Annotated in this window: 16 protein-coding genes; 7 read left to right on the top strand and 9 right to left on the bottom strand. The window is 38.8% G+C overall.

The genetic code is table 11. The features are described from left to right. The first annotated feature begins 74 nt into the window (after positions 1–74). The 3 genes from BUA53_RS21285 to BUA53_RS17525 all read left to right on the top strand — a co-directional run bounded on the left by BUA53_RS21285 (position 75) and on the right by BUA53_RS17525 (position 1,426). On the top strand, positions 75–233 hold the full coding sequence (locus BUA53_RS21285) for a hypothetical protein (protein WP_175546109.1): 159 nt from the start codon (positions 75–77) through the stop codon (positions 231–233). Next, entirely contained in the window at positions 230–883 is a 654-nt protein-coding gene (locus BUA53_RS17530) for a (4Fe-4S)-binding protein (RefSeq protein ID WP_072836698.1), read from the top strand. The genes BUA53_RS21285 and BUA53_RS17530 overlap by 4 nt, the downstream gene beginning before the upstream one ends. Before the next feature lie 69 nt (positions 884–952). After that, the gene (locus BUA53_RS17525) at positions 953–1,426 is read left to right on the top strand and encodes a Dps family protein (protein ID WP_072836697.1); all 474 of its coding nucleotides are present in this window, start codon (positions 953–955) and stop codon (positions 1,424–1,426) included. A gap of 359 nt (positions 1,427–1,785) precedes the next feature. On the opposite strand, the gene BUA53_RS17520 is transcribed toward BUA53_RS17525, so the two are convergent. The 5 genes from BUA53_RS17520 to BUA53_RS17495 form a co-directional block, all read right to left on the bottom strand. After that, positions 1,786–2,208: a cupin domain-containing protein gene (locus BUA53_RS17520; protein WP_072836696.1), complete on the bottom strand. Its 423-nt coding sequence runs from the start codon at positions 2,206–2,208 to the stop codon at positions 1,786–1,788. A gap of 231 nt (positions 2,209–2,439) precedes the next feature. Next, on the bottom strand, positions 2,440–4,683 hold the full coding sequence (locus BUA53_RS17515; RefSeq protein WP_072836695.1) for a T9SS type B sorting domain-containing protein: 2,244 nt from the start codon (positions 4,681–4,683) through the stop codon (positions 2,440–2,442). A 979-nt stretch (positions 4,684–5,662) separates the two neighbouring features. Then, the gene (locus tag BUA53_RS17505; RefSeq protein ID WP_072836693.1) at positions 5,663–6,253 is read right to left on the bottom strand and encodes a hypothetical protein; all 591 of its coding nucleotides are present in this window, start codon (positions 6,251–6,253) and stop codon (positions 5,663–5,665) included. A gap of 13 nt (positions 6,254–6,266) precedes the next feature. Beyond that, positions 6,267–7,052 (bottom strand): hypothetical protein, encoded by a 786-nt coding sequence (locus BUA53_RS17500; protein ID WP_072836692.1) that lies wholly within the window; start codon positions 7,050–7,052, stop codon positions 6,267–6,269. Then, positions 7,033–8,136, bottom strand: a complete 1,104-nt coding sequence (locus BUA53_RS17495) for a zinc ribbon domain-containing protein (RefSeq protein ID WP_072836691.1) — start codon at positions 8,134–8,136, stop codon at positions 7,033–7,035. Before BUA53_RS17495 ends, BUA53_RS17500 begins: the two co-directional genes overlap by 20 nt. A gap of 383 nt (positions 8,137–8,519) precedes the next feature. Between BUA53_RS17495 and BUA53_RS17490 the strand changes: the two genes are divergently transcribed. Genes BUA53_RS17490 through BUA53_RS17480 form a run of 3 tightly spaced genes read left to right on the top strand, consistent with a single transcriptional unit; the run spans position 8,520 to position 14,406 of the window. Further along, entirely contained in the window at positions 8,520–11,234 is a 2,715-nt protein-coding gene (locus BUA53_RS17490) for a class I SAM-dependent DNA methyltransferase (RefSeq protein WP_072836690.1), read from the top strand. Between the two features lie 3 nt (positions 11,235–11,237). Further along, positions 11,238–13,208: a DEAD/DEAH box helicase gene (locus BUA53_RS17485; RefSeq protein ID WP_072836689.1), complete on the top strand. Its 1,971-nt coding sequence runs from the start codon at positions 11,238–11,240 to the stop codon at positions 13,206–13,208. Beyond that, on the top strand, positions 13,198–14,406 hold the full coding sequence (locus BUA53_RS17480) for a GIY-YIG nuclease family protein (RefSeq protein WP_072836688.1): 1,209 nt from the start codon (positions 13,198–13,200) through the stop codon (positions 14,404–14,406). Before BUA53_RS17485 ends, BUA53_RS17480 begins: the two co-directional genes overlap by 11 nt. Before the next feature lie 53 nt (positions 14,407–14,459). Here BUA53_RS17480 and BUA53_RS17475 read toward each other — a convergent pair whose 3' ends face one another. Continuing rightward, positions 14,460–15,839, bottom strand: coding sequence for a potassium channel family protein (locus BUA53_RS17475; protein WP_072836687.1), 1,380 nt, complete (start codon positions 15,837–15,839; stop codon positions 14,460–14,462). 446 nt (positions 15,840–16,285) lie between these two features. Continuing rightward, a complete protein-coding gene (locus BUA53_RS17470; RefSeq protein WP_217653022.1) occupies positions 16,286–16,714 on the bottom strand; it encodes a helix-turn-helix transcriptional regulator in 429 nt (142 codons plus the stop codon). Positions 16,715–16,906: 192 nt separating this feature from the next. On the opposite strand from BUA53_RS17470, the gene BUA53_RS17465 reads away from it, so the two are divergent. After that, complete coding sequence (locus BUA53_RS17465) at positions 16,907–17,644, top strand: hypothetical protein (RefSeq protein WP_072836686.1); 738 nt, start codon at positions 16,907–16,909, stop codon at positions 17,642–17,644. A gap of 137 nt (positions 17,645–17,781) precedes the next feature. Here BUA53_RS17465 and BUA53_RS17460 read toward each other — a convergent pair whose 3' ends face one another. Together BUA53_RS17460 and BUA53_RS17455 are read right to left on the bottom strand one after the other, a co-directional pair. Next, the gene (locus tag BUA53_RS17460; protein ID WP_072836685.1) at positions 17,782–18,384 is read right to left on the bottom strand and encodes a hypothetical protein; all 603 of its coding nucleotides are present in this window, start codon (positions 18,382–18,384) and stop codon (positions 17,782–17,784) included. A 544-nt stretch (positions 18,385–18,928) separates the two neighbouring features. Next, positions 18,929–21,045: T9SS type A sorting domain-containing protein (locus BUA53_RS17455; protein ID WP_139256478.1), on the bottom strand; the 2,117-nt coding region annotated here is incomplete at its 5' end.

Raw genomic sequence — 21,045 nt, 5'->3', positions numbered from 1 at the left:
AATAAGCATAACTTTAAGAAGCACGGTCCCTACTCTTCAAGGTTTTCTTTCCTGCCATCACCAAACCGTAATAAATGATACCACTTGTAGCAACCAGTCCAGCAAAATGCCAGGCAATGTTCAACCATATTGTAGCCTATCCTTTACTGATCCCAACAAGGAATAAAACGGTCATTTATTCCCGGACTACCCATTTTTTTATCAAACAAACAGGACCAGCACCATTACTATGAAATACAAATTAGAAAAACCTGTTCATGGCACTATTGGCAATAGTAAATACCAATGCACTATTGAATGGCGGAATGGAAAGTTTGTTGCCGATGAGCCAACAACTATTGGTGGAAAAGATACTGGCCCGGATCCCTTCACGCTTTTGCTTTCTTCCCTGGCTTCCTGTAAGCTGATCACACTGCGCATGTATATTGACCGGAAAGGCTGGACCATTGACCAGGTAGCCGTTAACGCCAACCTGTACCAGGAAACTAAAGAAGGCATAACCACTACCATCATTGATTGCGATATTTTGTTTATAAGTCCAGTTAGTGATGAACAGAAAATGCAGTTACTGGACATAGCAAAGGCCTGTCCCATTTCCAAAATCCTCCAGGGTGAACTAAAAGTAAGGGTCTTTGTTTACAGGGAAGGGGATGCCAAAACCATTAAATATGCCAACGAGGAGGTGACTGTTTTATGGAAGCCGGAGTTCTGCCAGCATTCCACCCGGTGCTGGACGCAAATGCCACAGGTCTTTAAACCAAGCTTACGGAAATGGATCGATCCCGGTGGTGCATCAGCGGAAAAACTGGAACAGCAGATTGCCAAATGTCCTTCCGGCGCCCTGGTGTTCATCAAAAATGAGCCGGAAAACAAAACACAGTAGCAGTAAAAGCAATCAGGATCCAGGGCCGTCATTTTATTTACTAATTCTTTAAACATAAACTAACAGATCATGAAAACCGAAATTGGCATTAAGCCGGCAAATACTGCGGAAATAGCTAAATCATTGAACATTTTACTGGCAGATGAGCATGTGTTGTATATCAAAACCAGGAAGGCGCATTGGAATGTAGAAGGGGCTGATTTCTTGACCATCCATCGTTTCCTTGAAGAGCAGTACAAGCAACTCGAAAGCATCATTGACGATATTGCTGAACGCATCCGCACCATTGGCCACTATGCAGAAGCCACGCTGGCAGGCTTCCTGGCAGAAACGCATTTGAGTGAAGAATCAAGGGCCAAAAATGACAGTGCCGGTTTCATGAAATCCCTGCTTGGTGATCACGAGACGATCATCATTCATTTACGTGAAAATATAGACCGCTATGCTGAAGAATGGAAAGATGCCGGTACCAGTGATTTTATAACAGGCCTGATGGAAACCCATGAAAAGATGGCCTGGATGTTAAGGGCGCATTTGAAGTAATAGTGAATCAAAAGCCAGCCATGGATTGAATGGATGTTCTAAGTCTTTAATGCAGTTATCCTGGTAATGGAATACCAGGTGCTTAAAAAGCATAGGTTTAATAGGTGGAGAAGTTGAGTTCAGAAAGATTGAATTTTAAAATAGTGTAGTTGCCCCTTGATGTTTAAGTGAAGACTTATAGAGAAGGGAAGCTATTTACGGTAAAAGGCCGGCTCTCCCGGCCTTTTGTTTTTAGGTAGTTTACTCTTTGCATTAATAAAAACAGGCACCTTGCCAATGAACAGCCAAAGACTTTTCTGCGCTGGCAGGCGTAGGTAATACTTCCAGGAAGATTTACACCCCTACCGTTTTATAATTTATCAAAGCACTGGTATGGCCTTACCCGTCTCTGTTATTTTACCGTCAAACTTTTCCTCTTTCTTTTCTGCTTCTTCTTTGGTAGCACGCACTACTCCATCTTTATGTTGCGGAGGACCATAAAGCGTATAAAGCTTTAAATCTTCTTTGTTATCGGTATTGATCACATTATGCTTTGCACCGGCAGGAACCACCAGGACATCCCCATCATGTAACGGGTATTCATGCCCATCTACAAAACATTTTCCATTTCCTTTCTCCACACGGAAGAACTGGTCGCCATCTTTATGCGTTTCTTCTCCTATTTCTTCCCCCGCTTTCAGGCTCATTAATACCAGTTGAAGGTGCTTGCCTGTATAGAGTACTTTTCGGAAGTTCCTGTTTTCCATTGTGTCCTTTTCGATGTTAGTTTTAAACCCTTTCATAGACTAATTTTTAAAAATTAGGAAGTTGCATTGTAATGTTTGTCACTAAATTAAAACTAGCCACCTGTTAGGTTGTAATCAATGATAGTTATTATACAACTATCTGACAGCTATCAGGCAATTGCAGATGAGTAGTAAGAAAGAAGCTAAGGAGATTCAAAAAGCATTATATCAATAAGTGAACAGTTACTTATTCGCCAAGGCAGTTGGGCCCGGCCTTGTTTTCAAATATCATCGTATCAAAACCACTGTTCCTTTTTGAATTACTGGTTTGCCAAGAATTGGGTCGTTATAATTTATGTACCAAACATAAGTTCCAGCATTTTGTGGCAGAGAATTTATTTTTCCATCCCACCCCATAGCAACATTCCGGGTATTGAATACCTTTTTGCCATACCTGTCAAATACCGAGAATTCATTGACTTTTACAAATCGGCAGGAAGGGGGGATCTGAAAAATATCATTTTTACCATCACCATTAGGTGTGAAAGCAGATGGCAAGAGTAATGCCCTGTTAATGACAATGCTAAATTTATTTTTTGCACTGCAACCATTTGTATAGAATGCAGTTATGGTATAATCGATGTCATTTTGGGGAGTTGAAACTGGGTATTGTGTTACGGTGTTATTCAAAAACGTAGATGGTGACCACAGAAAAGAACTTACACTACCTGTTATTATTGGTGTTAAAGTTATTGGTGTGTTAGGTGGTATCAAAGTATCTGCAGTAGAAAATACGATGGGTGGAACAGGCTTTACGGTTACAATTGTATTTGCAGTTGTTGCGCATTGACCTGTTCCAGAAGGAGTAAACAAATAGGATGTAGTTTCGGTATTATTAAAAGCAGGTGACCAGCTTCCTTTAATGTTTTCAATAGATGTTGAAGGAAGTGGATTTACTAAAGCCCCGCTACAAATAGGTTCGATTGGGTAAAAAGTAGGTTTAATCTTTGAAGTTATTTCAATAGTCATAGTTGCAGTTGAAGCACATTGTCCTGGTAGTGGAGTAAATGTATACAACGTCGTGGCAGTATTGTTAAGAGCTGGTGACCAGGTGCCCGATATGCCTTCCAGTGAAGTCCTTGGCAAAGGGCTTAAAGAGCTGCCGCTGCAAACTGGTATAACCTGTGAAAATGTTGGCACCTTAGTAGGCGCATTAACCGGTATAGTCATTGTCGCTATCGAGGCACATTGGTTTGGCCCCGGGGTAAAAGTATAGGTTGTAGTTTTTGTGTTATTTAATGCAGGTGACCAGGTGCCTGAAAAGTTTTCAAGGCTTTTAGTTGGTAAAGGGTTTAAAGAGCCACCAGCACAAATAGGCGCTATCTGAGTGAACGTAGGCGTAGGCTGTGGCGGCATACCAGACCTTATGTACTGTGCGATATATGGATTGCCATTTATATTCCGAAAAACACCTGCTGCGTAAATGTTATCATTCTCACTTACAGAAATAGATATAATATCAAGATTTGCATTTAACGCGTAACATCCGGCACCCAGTTCTGACCACTTAGTTCCATCCCATTTGGATACGTATCTGTATCCATTAGCACCAATGAACGATCCAGCAGTATATATGTTGTTTTTACTATCTATAGCGAGGGAATTTATCGCGCCTGGCGTCTGGCCATTGGCATTGAGGCTATTTGCTCCGGTCCCCACTTCAGACCAGGATGCTCCATCCCATTTAGCTACATATCCCTGTCCGCCAGGAGTATTACTAAAAGACCCCCCTGCATAAATGTTGTTGGCAGCATCAATTGCAAGAGAGGCAATTGTTCCATTTGCATTTAAAGCATTTGCCCCACTGCCCAACTCAGACCATGAGATGCCATCCCATTTAGCTACAGATGCAATGCCATTCGAATAACTAAATTGACCAGCGGCATAAAGATTTCCTGATGCATCTGAAATGATAGAACGAATAGGCCAATATTTTATCTTAAGTGAATTGGTCCCTGTACCCAATTGAATCCAGTTGCTACCATCCCATTTGAATACATTATCTCCTGCGGCATAAACAGTCCCTTTCGCATCTATAGCGATTGAAAAAATAGCAGTCTTTGAATTTAAGCCTGTGCCTAATTCTGTCCAGCTGCTACCATCCCATTTAGCAACATAACTGTAACCCATTGCATTTGTAAAATATCCGGCAGCATAGATGTTTCCCTGAAGATCAACTTTTATAGATAAGATAGCATCATTTGCCTTTAACGTATTAGCACCTGTGCCAACCTCCTGCCATGAGGTTCCATCCCATTTAGCCACATATTTGTATCCAGAGGCATTGGTGAATAAGCCAGCTCCATATACATTACCTGCATGATCAGTAGCGGTATTCAAAAAATGTGCATTAGGGTTTAAAAATGCATTACCGCTCCCAAGCTCTTTCCATCCATCCTGTGCCCTACCATGCAATGAAATTAAGATGGACATAATGATCATCCACAGGGATTTACGCCGGCTTTTCATCATTCTATTCTCATTTTGAAACAAACTGTTATATTATCAAAGATTAAATTAAATAAAAAGTAACCCCCTAAAATCTGCGAAAAGTAAAACCAAGAATTTACCCAACAATGATTATTAAAGTTTCTAAAACGTAAATTTTTGTATACTCAGTACTTACTTATTTTGCATTGACCACTTTCTTCTAACAAAATAATAAATTTAGGTAACAACAAATACTAGGTAACCTGGATGTCGTAAATCTAATTCTTACAAATAAAGAGTGTTCGCCAGGTTTTATAAAGCTTTTTTCCGCTTCATGTTCAAGTACCAGGGCATTCTGGAAGTTGAGGAATGCAGTATTAAGAAAATATTCTTCTGGATTTTACTAATTGAAATAACAAATCTGACATTGACATTGGTGGATATATACACAAATATACCGTGCAGCAAGGGGGATGCCCCATTGAATTCTTGGAGCAATTGAAGTTGAAGACAGAGTTTAAAATTTAGCTATTTGCCTTTAATAGGTTTTTGTGGTCGTGTCGGTGCTTCTGATGTAATTCTTCCATTTTTAATACTACCGATATCAATTTTTGTAATGCAACAGGTTTTGAATCGTTTGACTTACCCGAGTTGACTGAAGAATTCCCTTGATTGTTTTTTGCCATAGTATTTAATTTTTATTTTCAATTCCATTTAGTACAGCTTTAAATATAAATCACGACTTTTTAGGATCCAGGGGTGGCGGCGGTGGAGCTTGAGGTTTAATGGGAGCGGCTGATGAACTACTACCTTTCTTTAAATCAGGTTCGAAAGGCTTTTCAAGCCGATCGTTCTTTTTGGGTTCAAGGCTTTTTGGCATTGTATTAATTTGTTTTAGGTTTTATGAATGGTGTTGGCGTTGCTGGCTTTGGAGGAGCCGACGTTGGGTTCTGACCTCTTGTTTGATCAGCAACACTTGGCTTCTGAATATTACCTCCTTGATTTGGTTTTGGCCTATCTGTCATAAAATGGCATTAAAGGTTATATACAATACTATTAAAACGATACCACATGCAAGTGTGCCAACAGTGGTCCAGTTTATCATATCCATCTGGCTCGCTCTTTTATCAATTCTATCCGGATCGTAAGTTTTATCTATATCCTCTGTTTCTTTTGCCCCCTTCCGTGCATTTTTTCCGGCAATTATGTGAGAAACTAAATTAAGAAGCAAAGTAAAAATTAGAAGTCCCCATCCTAAAAGAAGCATCCATTTAGAGCTTGAATCCTTTATAGGTTGGACAATATCCTTTATAAAACCTATTGACAGAGCCAATGCTCCGGCAGAAATGTAAGACAATTGCTTTTCAAAGTTGTCCTGGCTTTTTTGAAATAATACTTTAAGCTCCAGTCCAAATGCTTTGATCTCCGCACATTGTTGTTCATATTTCCTTAGCCCTTCCTCATACTTTCTTTGGGCCTTGTCATGATTTTCTCCCTGCTTTTCCTCACAAGATTCTTTTACAGTCAAACTTATTTCTTCCTTCGGCACAACTGTTGGTTGTCCGTTATATTGGCGCTCACGTTTTGCATGTTTTTTTGTTTGATCGTCCATACTTAAAAGAAAACTATTTGTCAATTAAAATAATATGGTTTTCAACTTGCTCACAGCCTTTGGGAGAAATGAAAATCATATTCAATTCCTTATCAAACTCGATTAGACCTTGTTTATGCAGCGGCTCCAATACTTTTGTTTTAAAATCAGAACTACGAGGATACTCAACCCAACTAAATAAATCTTCAAAGAAGACACCTTCTTTTTCTTGTGAATACGTCAACAACAAAACCTTTTCTTTTGCGCTTAATCCAGTCACCAATACACGTTTTTTTCCATTTACTTCCCAAACATTGGGAAGGTTTCTAACTGCGATGATATTAACAATATTTTGGGCGTCTTCTATGCTACACCTATAAAATATTCTGATCAGTTCACAAATCACCCAGTCACTGATAGCGTCTATTGTTTTTGAGTCAATCTCATTCGAATCCACATCCCCGCCCGAATGACCGATACTTCTTTTATTGCGAAATGTATAAAGCAAACACAGTGATCTTGGAATAACTATTCTTAATGAATCATTGCCAATTGACTTGTCAACCTTCTCAAGTTCATCAACACGTTGCTTAAAGTTTTTTATTTCTTCGATAAACCCAATATGATTACCTGTTAGAGTATGTTGAAGAAAGCGCAAAATTTCTTCACAAAGCTTACCGCAACTCAATCCTGATGCGTCATATTCCCCCTTTTCGTGCCTCTCCTTAATTTTTAAGTAATGTTTAATAATTCTATTGCGGAACTGAACGGGAATGTTTCCAAGAGCCTCATCTAAAATCCTATTTTTTCCAGTACTCATATTGGTTGTCTGAATTTTTCTCTCTGTCTAGCACTCCATCTTTAATTAACCGACTTAGAGCAATATGTAAAAGTTGAGCTGAATACTTTTGCGCCTTTTTTTGACTACAATATTCAACAACTTCATTAACCTTTCTTTTTTGGTTGAAGTAGCCATCTTTAATGAGAATATTACACATTTCAAAAGCAGATGGATTTAATGATGCTCCGCTTTTATTCTCCTTGCCAGTTCCTGTATCTGATGACTTTCTTGCTGGCTTTCTACCACTTTTCGCTTGAACTGGTTTGAAGTCAATGTCCACGATTTGATTTAAAATTTGATGCGCATACTCCTCACCTGGAGTAAGCAATGAATAAGTTCCATTTTCTTTCGCAGAAATATATTTTAGCGCCTCTTTTCCAATAAATGTTCTGAAATGATCAAGATTTAATTTCTCACGCTTCATAAGTTCATTCAAATCTTCCCGAGTAACTACTTCAACACCCTTCAGTTTATTGGCATAAACAAAAAGAATGGTCAGCCTTTTAATCTTGTCATTTTTAGATCTTTCTTTTAGTCGGTTATCTACTAACTCGAGCTTCCCAGTTTCTGTTTCTTTAAAGATCTTTGCGATGATTTCAGAGTAGTCTTCGATCACATATTCAGCATCCTGTATGTTGGTAAAACCTTCTTTATTGTTTGTGGTAGTATAAGTTTGTCCCTTTGCTGGTAGAGTCAATGCTTTTTGAAACGGATTCCTGGGAGCAATTGGATGACCGCTTATAACCGTGTTAAAGGCGTTTGCAAAATACGATCCTACCTCATCCGTGAATTTTCCTACAAAAGATTTTGAATTACCTTTTTGTGTGTATTCTATCTGATTGACAGCTCTATTTTCATAATTATTTGTTTTTATTGCTATACCGCAACTACTACAAAAAGTTGATTCTTCAACCAAAATAGTGCTGCAATTCTTACAAATAAGTTGCGAACCGCAACTTTTGCAAAATTTAGCTTTACCAGAATTTTCCGCATTACAATTGTAACATTTAGTTGATTCATTATGCGTCATATCGCTTAATGAAACATTAGCTTCATTGACCATCGTGAAAAAAGTTTTAATTAAACAATAATGTTTACTGCCTTATTAACAACTCGTGGAAAAATCTGTTTGGTGGATTGATTTGCGTAAAACTATCTTGCAGTCATTAAGCTTCCCAAAGAGACTTTCCTACTGCCCCGGTTCCCGCCGGGGCTTTAATTGTTAAAAAAGCTAAGTCTACTAAGGTAGAATTACTTTAAATCGATTATATTGGAAAATATTCACAAGTGTGCAAAACATTTTTAGGTGCAATCCTTATAATCGCCATTTATTTCCGATAGTATAGAAACAGTCCAATTATTATGTTTGCATGATCAGGTAGCCTAAAGGAATTATGCCTAGCAGAACTGTAATTGTTAGGGACATTTAAAGCAATTAATTTTTCAATGAATAGTAGTGAAATAGAACACAACGTAAAATGCATCTTTGAAAACTTTTCAAATGAGGAGTTCGTTTTTGACTTTCTCCTGGCTTACGGCATTTCCAAAACTTCTGTGACAAGATTAAAGAAGGGTGATTTCAACCTTTCCAAAGTGAAGGGGGAATTACTTTATAAGAATAAAATTTTATTCAAGGAAGAAGATGATGACTCCCTGTTAAGTACAATTGATGCTATTTCAAAAGAAGAGCGAATACTAAAGCATAAACCTCGTTTTGCCATTGTTACTGACTACGAAACGATGGTTGCCAAAGATTTGAAGCTGAAAAGAAACTTGGATATTCCATTGCAGGATTTGCCTAAGTATTATAGCTTCTTTCTACCCCTTGCTGGCAGTGAGGTATACAATTCATCGAATGATAACGAAGCTGACAGGAATGCCGCATATAAAATGGCCGAATTGTATGATCTCTTGATTCATGAAAATCCAGACATTTACAATTCCAAAGAAACAGTACATAACCTAAACATATTTTTATCGAGATTACTGTTTTGTTATTTCGCCGAGGATACAGGGATATTTGAAGTGGAAAGTGTATTTACAAATACATTGGCTCAGCATACAACCTCTAATGGCAGCGATACTCATTTGTTCCTGAATAGACTTTTTGAACGGTTAAACACAAAAAGCGAAAATAGCCTTCCTGATTACCTTGTTAAGTTTCCCTATGTTAACGGCGGTTTGTTTAAAGACAAAATAGAATCTCCAATTTTTTCAGCTAAGGCAAGGAAAATTCTGATTGACCTGGGTGGATTGAATTGGAAAGACATCAATCCCGACATTTTTGGCTCCATGATACAAGCGGTTGTTATACCAGAATACCGCAGTGACTTGGGAATGCATTATACATCTGTACCTAACATTTTAAAACTAATCCGACCTTTATTCTTGAATGAACTGTACGAAACATTTGAAAAACATCAAAATAATGTTCTACAATTAAGGAAACTCATTCAAAGGATTGCAGGTATAAAATTCTTCGACCCTGCTTGCGGGAGCGGAAATTTTTTAATTATTACTTACAAAGAAATACGTCTGCTTGAGATTAAAATTATACAGCAGATTATCGCTTTAGAAAAAATTGATTTGTTTACAGCCGCTTTTACTACTTCTGTTTCATTAAATCAATTTTACGGTATTGAGTTGGACGATTTTGCACATGAAATGGCAATTCTTTCATTGTGGTTAGCTGAGCACCAAATGAATAAGGTGTTTGAGGAAATGCTGGAGGGTTATGGAGCCTCTAAACCCATTTTACCACTCAAAGAGGCCGGAAAGATAGTGCAGGGTAATGCCACCAGATTAAGTTGGGAAGAAGTTTGTCCAAAATCAAAAGATGATGAAATATACATAATCGGGAATCCCCCATATCTTGGTTCTTTTCTGCAAAACAAGGAGCAAAAACAGGACTTAGCATTTGTTTGTAAACGGTTCAAATCATATAAAGATTTAGACTACATCGCCTGCTGGTTTGTAAAAGCAACCGATTTTATAAATGACGAAGTTGTAAAAGCTGCCTTTGTAACAACGAATTCAATATGCCAAGGAGAACAAGTAATTCTTCTATGGCCATTTGTCTTAAACAGAGGACTTGAAATCTTCTTTGCTTACAAATCATTCAAGTGGACAAATAATGCTAAAGGAAATGCTGGTGTGTATTGTACCATCATCGGCTTGCAAAATGCCTCAAATGAGCCAAAAAAACTGTACGATAATACCATGTGTTACTCTGTAAAGAGCATTAGTCCCTATTTAACTACAGGAACTAACACAATTATTTCAAAGAGAATGAAACCATTGTCAAAGCTGCCGGTGATGAACTATGGAAGCAAAATTGTTGATGATGGAAACTTAATTTTTAGCAATGAAGAAAAGAATCGTCTTGTTACACAATATCCAGAAACATCTTCATACTTCAAGAAGCTTGCAGGTTCCGCCGAATTTATCAGGGGATTAGAACGATGGTGTTTGTATATTGATGATAACAAAATTGAATTTGCAACGAGTGTTCCCGAAATAAATAATAGGTTAAAAGCAGTTTCAGAATTTAGACGTAAAAGTACCGAAAGCAGTACTCGTGAAATGGCGAATAAACCAAACCGCTTTTACTACTCTGTACATAATAATTCCGATTCTATAATTGTCCCCCGTACATCTTCTGAAAGAAGGGAGTACATACCTATGGGATTTTTAAATGGGGACACAATTGTTTCAGATGCGGCAAGTGTTATATACAATGCCGAAGCATGGATTTTTGGTGTTTTAACCTCTCGCATTCACATGGTTTGGGTAAAGACAGTTGGTGGAAGATTAAAAACGGATTATAGGTATTCTTCTCAATTATGTTATAACACCTTTCCCTTTCCCGAAATTTCACTCAAGCAAAAAGAAAATCTTTGCTTATATGTGTTTGCAATTCTGGATGAAAGAGCCAAACATTCTGAAAAGACAATGGCCCAATTGTACAGCCCCGACACTATGCCCATAGGCTTAAAAGAGGCACATCAAGAATTGGACAAAGCAGTAGAACAGTGCTATCGTTTACAGCCATTTACATCAGATACAGAGCGTTTGGAGTATTTGTTTAAGTTATACGAAGAAATGACGAAAAAAGACACTTTATTCGCTAAGAAAAAAAAGGTAAGAAAAAGTAAAATATAAGCTATGCCAGATTTAGTGAGTGTTACTTATAATCAAACGGGAAAAAGTAAAAGGACCAATGAAATGGGTATGCGTGAAATGCAGGAAAAAGCATATGCGGCCCGTACAGCACAATACCTGCTGATTAAGGCGCCGCCGGCTTCAGGGAAATCTAGAGCTTTGATGTTTATTGCATTGGATAAATTGCAATATAAAGGTATTAAAAAGGTTATTGTGGCTGTTCCTGAAAAATCCATTGGGGCATCTTTTAGTTCTACTGAATTAAAGAAGCAAGGTTTTTTTGCAGACTGGAATCCCAGTCCCAAATACAATTTATGTACACCCGGAACAGAGCGGAGTAAAGTGTCTACCTTTTTAGAGTTTTTAGAAAATGATGAGCAAATCCTTATTTGTACACACTCCACATTACGTTTTGCATTCGATGGTTTAGATGAAAAGAAAATAGATAACACCTTAGTTGCAATTGATGAGTTTCACCACGTCTCGGCTGATGGAGATAACCGGCTTGGTGAAGTTGTTAAAAACATAATGGCGAAATCTACTGCGCATGTTATAGCGATGACAGGTTCTTATTTCAGGGGCGACAATGTTCCTGTATTGTTGCCTGAAGATGAAGCAAAATTTACTAAGGTTACTTACAACTATTACGAGCAACTGAATGGATATGAATATTTAAAATCACTCGGCATTGGATATCATTTCTACACAGGTCGGTACTTCAAAAAGCAACCAGATAGGCCAATGTCAGCGTTGGAGGAAATTTTAGACGAGAGCAAAAAGACAATCATTCACATACCCAGCGTAAATGCTGCCGAATCTTCTAAAGAAAAATATGAAGAAGTCAATCACATCATTGATGTGTTAGGCGACTTAGAATACCAAGATGAGAAAACAGGCGTACTTTATATTAGAAGTAAAAGGGCTAATAAGATTTTAAAGGTGGCTGATTTAGTAAATGATAACCCAAAATCGAGGGATAAAATAACGAGCTACCTGAGAGAAATTAAATCACCAGAAGATATTGATATTATTATTGCATTAGGGATGGCAAAAGAAGGTTTTGATTGGCCCTTTTGCGAACATGCTCTAACGATTGGCTATAGAGGCTCCTTAACCGAAATTATCCAAATAATTGGAAGAGCCACTAGGGACAGCAGCAATAAAACCCACGCACAATTCACCAACTTGATTGCTTCCCCCGAAGCTGAAAGAAATGAAGTAAACGTAGCTGTAAACAACATGCTGAAAGCTATCACTGCCTCTTTGTTAATGGAACAGGTGCTAGCGCCTAACTTTAATTTCAAGCCGAGGAAGGATGATGAAGATGATGAAGAAGAAAATGGCAATTACGATGACAACACTATCAAGATTAGAGGCTTCAAGCTAGCAACTTCCCAAAGGGCAAAAGACATTATTGATACTGACCTAAATGATTTAAAAGCGAGAATCTTGCAGGATGAACAAATGCTTAAAGCAATGCCCGGCAATGTCGAACCTGAAGTCATAAACACTGTACTTATTCCGAAAATTATACGCGAAGTATATCCCGATTTAAGTGAAGAAGACGTTGAAGCCGTAAGGCAGCATGTTGTAGTAGATTCAGTTATCAAAAACAGCACAATTGAAACGCAAGGCGATAAAAAATTTATAAGGATGGCAGGCAGCTTTGTGAACATAGATGACATCCACATTGACCTAATAGACCAAATAAATCCCTTTCAAAAAGCATTTGAGATTTTATCAAAATCCGTAACAGCCCAAGTGTTGAAGTTAATTGATGACCATATCCAGGCCATTAAAATAGAAATGACGGAAGAGGAAGCTTTACTGTTATGGCCTAAAATCAAAGAATGGAGATTAAGGACAGGTGAGCCACCGAATCTTCAATCTTTTGACCCTAAAGAAAGAAGAATGGCTGAAGCAATTATTTTTTTACGTGAATTAAAAAAACAAAGGGTTCTGAATGAGCAATAAAAAAATCTCTTTGGAAGATATTTTCAATGATGACGAATTCGGGTTATTGGATTCGAAAGCAAAATCCTCTAACATAAAGTTTGAAGATGATAGATTGATTGATTCCTTCGAGGAGATTAATGACTTTTATGAAAAAAATGGCAGAGAGCCGAATGCTTCCAGAATGTCTGAATATGGGCTATTAGCCAAACTTAAAAACTTCAGGCTGGATGAAAAAAAGAAGATAACTCTAAAGCCGTTCGACAGGCATAATCTATTGGGTGATGTTGAAATAGAAAATCCTACAATTGACGACGTATTAAACGATGATGAATTTGGCTTATTAAATACCGATAACGATCTATCTATTTTTAAATATAAGCACATCCCCAATACGGAAGAACGAGCTGAAACAGATTTTGTGGCACAACGCAAGCCTATGAAGGAAAAGGATTTCAAACCTTATGAGGCTATGTTTCAAAAGGTGCACCAAGAAATTAAGGAAGGTAAAAGAAGTATCAGGGCCTTTTATAGTCTCGAAAAAAACTTGCAAGTTGGAAACTTTTATATAATAGATGGCGTTATGCTTTATCTGGAATCAGCAGATTTGGAAGAAAAGCTAAGGGGCAAAAAGACAGGTAACAGAGTTCATGTTGATGGTCGTACCAAGACAATTTTTGAGAACGGCACGTATAGCAATATGCTATTTCGCTCGTTAGGAAAACAAATTCAAAAAGTAGGTAAACTCATTACAGATACCAATGAGGCGACAGAAAACGAGCTTTTTGTGAACGCCAACTTATTAAAGGAAGAGGATGTTCAAACCGGCTGGATTTATGTATTGAAATCAAGGTCAAACAATCCTCACATTGCTACAATAAAAGATTTATACAAGATTGGCTTTTCAACCACTTCTATTGATGAAAGAATAAAGAATGCAAAACATGAAGCAACTTACTTGTTTTCAGATGTCAGTAAGATAGCTACCTATGCCTGTTATAATCGCAATGCGGATAAGTTAGAACAATTGCTACACCGATTTTTCGCTTCAGCGTGTTTAGATATTGACTTGTTTAATGAAAATGGTCAAAGATTAACTCCAAGAGAATGGTTTGTTATTCCGTTTGAAATTATTGAGGAAGCAATTCAGCTTATTTTAAGTGAGGAAATTATAAATTTTAGATATGATGCAGAAAATAAGTTAATTGTTAGAAAGTAGTTTGAACAGCAGGTTATGCCTTGGACTGCACACTACAAGTTCTGATAACACTATTAGTAATCTTTTGCATTATTGGTGAAGCCAGCTATTAAAATGCCCCAAAATGACATACCCAAAAGAGCTTCAAAGCCCGATAGCAGTTTTAATCCTGCTGTCGTTTGGCTGATGTCTCCATACCCAAGTGTAGTGAAAGTTACCATGCTATAGTATAAGGCATTTGCGAATTTATGATAGGTGTGCCCTGAAGCATCTGGAAGGTAGCAATACGCAAGGGCGAACAGAAAAATAGTCGCGATTGAAATAGCAAATACTCTCGCCGGACGTTCACCATAACCCCATAGAAGATTTAGGAATGCCGATTGAACATACTGGAATCGAAAAGCCAGGCGAACCAGGGCTTTTCCAAGTTTACTTTGTTTACGAAGCAGTGCTTCTCTGTGATTTTCTCGCACATGCAAAAAGGTCTTTCGTTCGTACGCTTTTTCTAGATAATAATGTTTGCTTGCTTCACCCTTCTTTCCTAATTGTGAGAAAAGCCGCTTTATGTTGGCATGATAAACCTTTGCCCGTCCAAGTTGTATGGGATAATGGATTGGCGAGCTTTTAAAGGTACAGTCTCGTACATCTGTGGAGGTTATTGTTGCGTCAAAATACTCACCCACTACTTCCCAAAGCTGTATAACAGCGTTATCAGCAAACACATTTATGTCACAATCAATAAATCGCCAACGCTGAAATGTGCCATTCAATAGTTTCAGATTGCTCGCCTTAGTACTAATCCACTCCGCAAATGAAGTTTGGTACGCATCTAGAAATGGCAAGTCACCTTGTATTGTCAGGTTGTAGGCGGAGGAGAATGACAGCTCTAGGCTGGCATTGTTGAAACAATTGTTGATTATAAGATCGCTCATATTTACAAAATCGAGCTTTCTATGGCCAAGAAACAAATGTGAGATTTGGCAGTTGCCAACATCCAAAAGCTCCAACCCAGATAATATGACATGACTACGGCCGCTCCGTTGATTTACAGAAACTCCTGGTGGCCTCTTTTTGAATTTGTGACGATACCAAATAGGATAAGGAACGACATCCTTTCTTTGTTTTACAAGATTATTATGAAAAAAGTTTTGATTGATTGCATATTTTTTGGACAAGAGAATGTCTTTTTCTTCCTTGTTGTCGTGCAAAACTTTGTATATAAAAATAGGGTCTTCTTTCAAAAATGTTGATGGTGAGTACTGGATAAGCAGTTCATCAGAAACCACCTGATCTTCCATCCAAGTTTCAAATTCTGACAATCGGTGTTTCAAAACCGAAATAATTCTTGGATAATCATGTTCTTTTCTCCAGGCAGTGAAGTCTTCTGCACTCATTTGCCATAAAATACGTGGATCAACTTTGGGAGCATGAACAATCTTTGCTACCTCGCTCATATGTTATAGCAGTTATTATTTATTGTCGGGAATAATTTTTCTTATCATTCGAGATACTAATCATTTCATTTAAAGGGAAGGGTTACCGTATGATGGAAGAGGTGCTGACCTAAAAAAAATTGCCCATAACGTATCCTGAATCCCAACTTGGCAAAGTTATTACCGATCAAGTAATCTATTTTCAGAAAATAGCCATACAGCATTCAAAGTTAATTCCAACGAAGTTGATTTCGCAATGTTCATTGCGGCATTCATCCCAATAAAACTCGAAGCTTTATGTTCATTTAGCACCCATAGCAACCTTAAACGTACCTGGGGCTAGATTCTCGTCTATTTGATAATCAATAAATTGAAAATATTGTGGGTCAATTTTGAGCCTACATCAATTAAATTCTGCAAAACTTAAAGGGAAATACTATTAAGATGTTCGTTAGCTGATATTATAATTATTTTCTTTCATTCAGCAACCGTTCTAACAACTCAACTTTTTCTCTTTCCGATTGTAGCAAACGTTCGTAAAGCCTTTTATTCTCTTCCAATGCTTCCATCCATTTATCAGCAACATTAAAATTGAATGAAGACCTATATCCTATAGATGTTGAATAATCATGGCTATTAAAAGTGTTTGAAATAATATTAAAAGCACCATCATCATCCAGTTTGGTAAAAGCCTCAACAGGCATCTTCAGTACATCAGCTACCTGTTTCAGAATCTCAGGCTCAATTTCTTCTTTAGCTTCCAGCAGGGAAATTCTTTTCTGGTTCCAGTCAGCACCCAGCTCCAGGGCCAGTGCTTCCTGCTTCAGGCCACACATCTCCCGGAATCGTTTTACATTTCTTCCCTGGTGCACCCTTGGTTCTGCAGTTTCCATCATGATTGCTTTAATATTTAACCTTTCAAAATAAATCAATTTTCCCGTAACGGCCATTCTAAAATAGTCATTTGTTGTTCTAAAATATACCTGTACGAATAATTTAGAAACCAACACCTGTGTTACTTTATATGTCCTGCAAATCCTGGAGAATGCCGGGATGCTTTGCATATTATTCATCAACAAAAACAGATCATGAATACTTCATCACATACCACGCTGGAAAGCCTGAAAATACAGGCCGGTTATGCAGAGATATCTGATTTCTTCAGCGCTTACTCTTTAGCCCAGGCACGTAAATACCTGCAAAAGATACTCAAAGCATCAAACGCCAATAGAAGCTCCGGGATGAACCCCTCCGCTATCCTGTACTTTTTTGAAAGACTGCAGCAATTGTATGCTGCTTCCATGCTCATACACCAAAGCGGGTTGCAAAGGGAGGCAGCCATTATTACCCCAACCGAAGACAATGCCCCGGACCTGGCCAACTATCCCCAATACTGTGGCTGGCACTTCCGGCGTGCACCCTGGTATTATACGCCCCGAAGCCTAAGCGAAAAGGAATACTTCAACCCTTACAAAGTATTCAAAAAACTGGAAGCCTATGCCAGTGAGGAAACCTGGAAATTCATCTTCCATGAACTTCAGGATTATACTTTTCTTAAAGGCAGCTTCTCTGATGCGGGAGACAATTACAATATCCTGGACATCTATATTTTACTCAACAAACTCCTGGAGGCCTGCCATATAATTGAGGTAAGGGCTATTATAGAATTGGATGGAAGGCCAAGGCCTAAATGGAAGAACGATGAAATGCAGAAGGCAGCAATTGAAACTTCAAATGAAAATCCTGGCTGTGAAAAAAAACTCAATTCAGATTTGAACCACAAGGAAAGGGAGACACAAAACAATACGGAGTATATACAAGCTTAAACTAATTATAAGATCCTGCAAAACCAGTTTGCTCTCTTATAATTTTATGATCCATTAAGCACTCATAAATGCCTGCACCCCATAGTTCTCTCTGACCTAAGAAACTACAAACTACACACTACAAACTACAAACTTCCTTAAACAGCATGTTTAAGGAGAAACAGTGGTATTTGGTAATCAGGTGGAAAGTCTCCTTCAAACCTTATCTTCCAGTCATAGTCATCCATGTAAAGCTGTAAGAACTTGATGTCTTCTTCATTAAGCGGTGCTTCAACTTTAATATCCAGCTTATTGTTTAGCTCCTTTTCCTTTTTCTGCTTTGCCTCTTTCAGCCTTGCTTCCAGTTCCTCTTCAAAGGAAGAGAGCAGCAAGGTAAACTGCTCCCGGGTTAAAGAGATACGCTCTTGCTCTTCCAGGAAGGTATAGATAGCATTGAATACAGCAGCTTTATCCATTCCATGCTTTAAACAGTAAATAGCTATGGTTCTTAACAGTGCAAACAGGTGCGTGTGCCTTTTTTTAGTGGGTACAAAACGGTAGATAATGGAAGACACGATATTGCCTATACCAAACCTTTCTGCACTCCTTCTGCTTCCTTCAAAGGCAGGATCATTCCAGAAGCGATAACTATCCACTCCAGGAAGTAGTCTTACAAGGAATCCCCAAACCATGTCATAATAAAAGTTCAGGTTATCATCCACCGTACCCCTGATCTTCACACGCCCTTTTTGCTTTGCCATATAGTATTGATTTTATGAATGCAAGTTTGCAAACAGGTTGTAGAGTTCAAAGCCTCGGGCCAGGAAAGTGCCGTTTTTGCCGCTTTTTGCCGGAAAAGGGTCAAAAAGGGTCAACCAGGGCCTATGCATGGGACTGAATGCCTGATTTATATATTCGTTGTCAACTTGTTGACTTGTTACCTTGGAAATTCCATAGCAATGCCTGGGGCATGCTTGCTTGCAGGCTAAAGCTATTTTGAAGCATACCAACGGTATAGATACTGCGTGATGATCACGCAGTATCTATACTCCAGCCAGGGAGTTGATGGGGAGTAAACCACAAGAACCTATGCTTTTCCTATTACCTGGCTATTAAGTAGGAACATATGCTTATTAAACTACCTGGGTCGTGACAGGGCTGCAGACATTTGATGTATTAGCAACTCCGGTCAAACAGTGCAATGGAACAAAGAGGTTCATCAATTGATTATCGGGGCTACCTCCACTTCTAAGAAAAAAAATGCCAGTGCTATTGCGACTGGCATTTTAAATTGAGGTCAGTTATTTAGAATATCAAACCCGGCAATTTGAGTACTTTGAATTCTTTGTGATCGTTTCCCTGTATCACCTTAAACAAATAAGTGCCCGGTTTGTACATACTTCCAATTCTATCCGTCAACCCCTGGGTAATGGTGCGTGTTTCCACCAATCTTCCCAAAAGATCAAACACCTGTAAAATAATCTGGTCATTTTGATTAGCGCTTTCTACCTGTAGGGCAAAAAGGTTTTGCGTTGGATTGGGATATACCCGCACTGTGAGTTCAGTAGCCAATGGCAAGGTTTCGGAAGGAATTTTTTTGGCCTGGGTCACTAAAGGTGTTCCACTGATCACCACCTGGCTGTTAACTCCTACTTTAGTTACCGGATCGGCAGCATCACTCTTTCCAGGTTCATTGTCATAGTATACCTGGCTGGTGTTCTTGTTATAGATCTTCAGCCTTACCTTATCCACTCCCGATCCATCCAATGCTCCATCAATTACATACATTATGAAGTTAATGCCGCTCTGTCCTCCCAGGATCTTACCGGACCCCTTGAAGACTGCCTTATAACCCGCCACAGAGAGGTAATCAAAGTTCACCGCATCGTATTTGAAGCCTCCTACATTGAAGTTGAACTGTGTCTGTCCTTTCGGAAGCGTAGCTCCTTTATAGTAATTCACTGTAAAACCATAGGTTACTTTTCCAGTAGCTGAAGGATTAGACACCAATGCTCCCTTAGGAGAAGCAAAATTGCCACCACCATAGGCATATCCTCCGTTAGGATCATAGATCACAATGATCTCTTCCAGGTCTTCATTGGTGTTGGCATAAGAAGTAACCTTGTTTTGATCTGTTACATTCATCTGCAGGCGGTATATTCCAGTTGATCCAAACTTATATGATCCTGTTACCTTTCCGTTCTTAGTGCCTGAAGGTTCTGTAACAGTCCCCTTCACTGAAATGTTATCATTTATGAGCCAGGCAGCTGTATGTTTGTTTGCCGGCTTATCCCAGAATACACCTGAGAAATTGACGGTAGAACCGATCCTGAAAGGAGTGCCTGTTACCGGGCTGTTTATATTATGAGCAACGGTAACGGTGGTTATAGCAGTACTCGTAGCGTTACATCCGTCATTAGCCGTGACTGTTATGGTATAGATCCTGCCGTCGGTGCTATTACCTCTTTCTGCCCTTAGCTGCACATGATGATCATCCGTAATAACCCAATCTGGTGAAGTGTCGCCATCGCCGGTACCATTGATTGGTTGATTGCTGCTAACCGATAAGCTGGAGGTAGCACCACAGTTGTCCAAGACATCATAGCCCACTGTTACTGTCTGCATCTTGTGATTAGGAGGCCAGAGCGTAGCTGAGCTGACGCTTACATTACTGATAACCGGCGGCGAGTTATCAAAGACTGTGATGGTTTGTGAACAGGTTACAGAAGGAACTTCTTTTACCCTGTATGTTCTTGTAATAGTATAGCGGTTGGCGCAGGTTTGGTTGGAGATGACATCACCAACGTATTCTACTGTGAATGTTGCACAGAAATAGGATAATGTTACTGAGCGTATATCCGGCCCAGGAACATCTTTTGAGCAAGCTACAGTTACAGGACCGGGGCAGTTGAATACAATATCCTGTGGGTTGGGTGCGACAGTTACAGTAAAGGTGCATGTTTTATCTCCTACGCAAGGTATTGTGGCTTTGGCAGTAACAATATTCTCACCATAAGGCAGAAATAAAGAAGTAGTGCTTAAAACACCACCATAAGAATATATGATTTGTGTCGCATCAGGAGAAAGAGCGGCATGCGAACCGGAAAAGCTTACTAAGGCGTTGCAGGTTAAGGGATTTGCAAATACTGTAAAATCTACAGGACAAGTAATGGTTGGTACAGGTGCTCCAGTTACAGTTACTTTGAAAGTGCAGCTGAGTGTAGATTGGTTACAGAAATGAGCAGTGGCAGTGACCATATGATCTCCAAAAGGTAAGGGCAGGAGTTGGTAGGAATTAGAAAAAGGATCATACGAAATGGAGAATGAGCCAGTTGCATCGGAAAAGCTGTAGGTAATGCTGCTTGCGGCTGGAGAAATATTGTCAAAAGGAGGGTATGTCGGATCGAGCTCTGCTCCGCAAT

This window comes from Flavisolibacter ginsengisoli DSM 18119 (genome assembly GCF_900129295.1).
Classification (GTDB): domain Bacteria; phylum Bacteroidota; class Bacteroidia; order Chitinophagales; family Chitinophagaceae; genus Flavisolibacter; species Flavisolibacter ginsengisoli.
This window is presented reverse-complemented; position numbering and strand designations above follow the sequence as displayed.

Excerpts from the sequence above, each read along its gene's own strand:
- BUA53_RS21285 (WP_175546109.1), top strand. The coding sequence starts at position 75 with ATGATACCACTTGTAGCAACCAGTCCAGCAAAATGCCAGGCAATGTTC.
- BUA53_RS17530 (WP_072836698.1), top strand. The coding sequence starts at position 230 with ATGAAATACAAATTAGAAAAACCTGTTCATGGCACTATTGGCAATAGT.
- BUA53_RS17525 (WP_072836697.1), top strand. The coding sequence starts at position 953 with ATGAAAACCGAAATTGGCATTAAGCCGGCAAATACTGCGGAAATAGCT.
- BUA53_RS17520 (WP_072836696.1), bottom strand. The coding sequence starts at position 2,208 with ATGAAAGGGTTTAAAACTAACATCGAAAAGGACACAATGGAAAACAGG.
- BUA53_RS17515 (WP_072836695.1), bottom strand. The coding sequence starts at position 4,683 with ATGATGAAAAGCCGGCGTAAATCCCTGTGGATGATCATTATGTCCATC.
- BUA53_RS17505 (WP_072836693.1), bottom strand. The coding sequence starts at position 6,253 with ATGGACGATCAAACAAAAAAACATGCAAAACGTGAGCGCCAATATAAC.
- BUA53_RS17500 (WP_072836692.1), bottom strand. The coding sequence starts at position 7,052 with ATGAGTACTGGAAAAAATAGGATTTTAGATGAGGCTCTTGGAAACATT.
- BUA53_RS17495 (WP_072836691.1), bottom strand. The coding sequence starts at position 8,136 with ATGGTCAATGAAGCTAATGTTTCATTAAGCGATATGACGCATAATGAA.
- BUA53_RS17490 (WP_072836690.1), top strand. The coding sequence starts at position 8,520 with ATGAATAGTAGTGAAATAGAACACAACGTAAAATGCATCTTTGAAAAC.
- BUA53_RS17485 (WP_072836689.1), top strand. The coding sequence starts at position 11,238 with ATGCCAGATTTAGTGAGTGTTACTTATAATCAAACGGGAAAAAGTAAA.
- BUA53_RS17480 (WP_072836688.1), top strand. The coding sequence starts at position 13,198 with ATGAGCAATAAAAAAATCTCTTTGGAAGATATTTTCAATGATGACGAA.
- BUA53_RS17475 (WP_072836687.1), bottom strand. The coding sequence starts at position 15,839 with ATGAGCGAGGTAGCAAAGATTGTTCATGCTCCCAAAGTTGATCCACGT.
- BUA53_RS17470 (WP_217653022.1), bottom strand. The coding sequence starts at position 16,714 with ATGATGGAAACTGCAGAACCAAGGGTGCACCAGGGAAGAAATGTAAAA.
- BUA53_RS17465 (WP_072836686.1), top strand. The coding sequence starts at position 16,907 with ATGAATACTTCATCACATACCACGCTGGAAAGCCTGAAAATACAGGCC.
- BUA53_RS17460 (WP_072836685.1), bottom strand. The coding sequence starts at position 18,384 with ATGGCAAAGCAAAAAGGGCGTGTGAAGATCAGGGGTACGGTGGATGAT.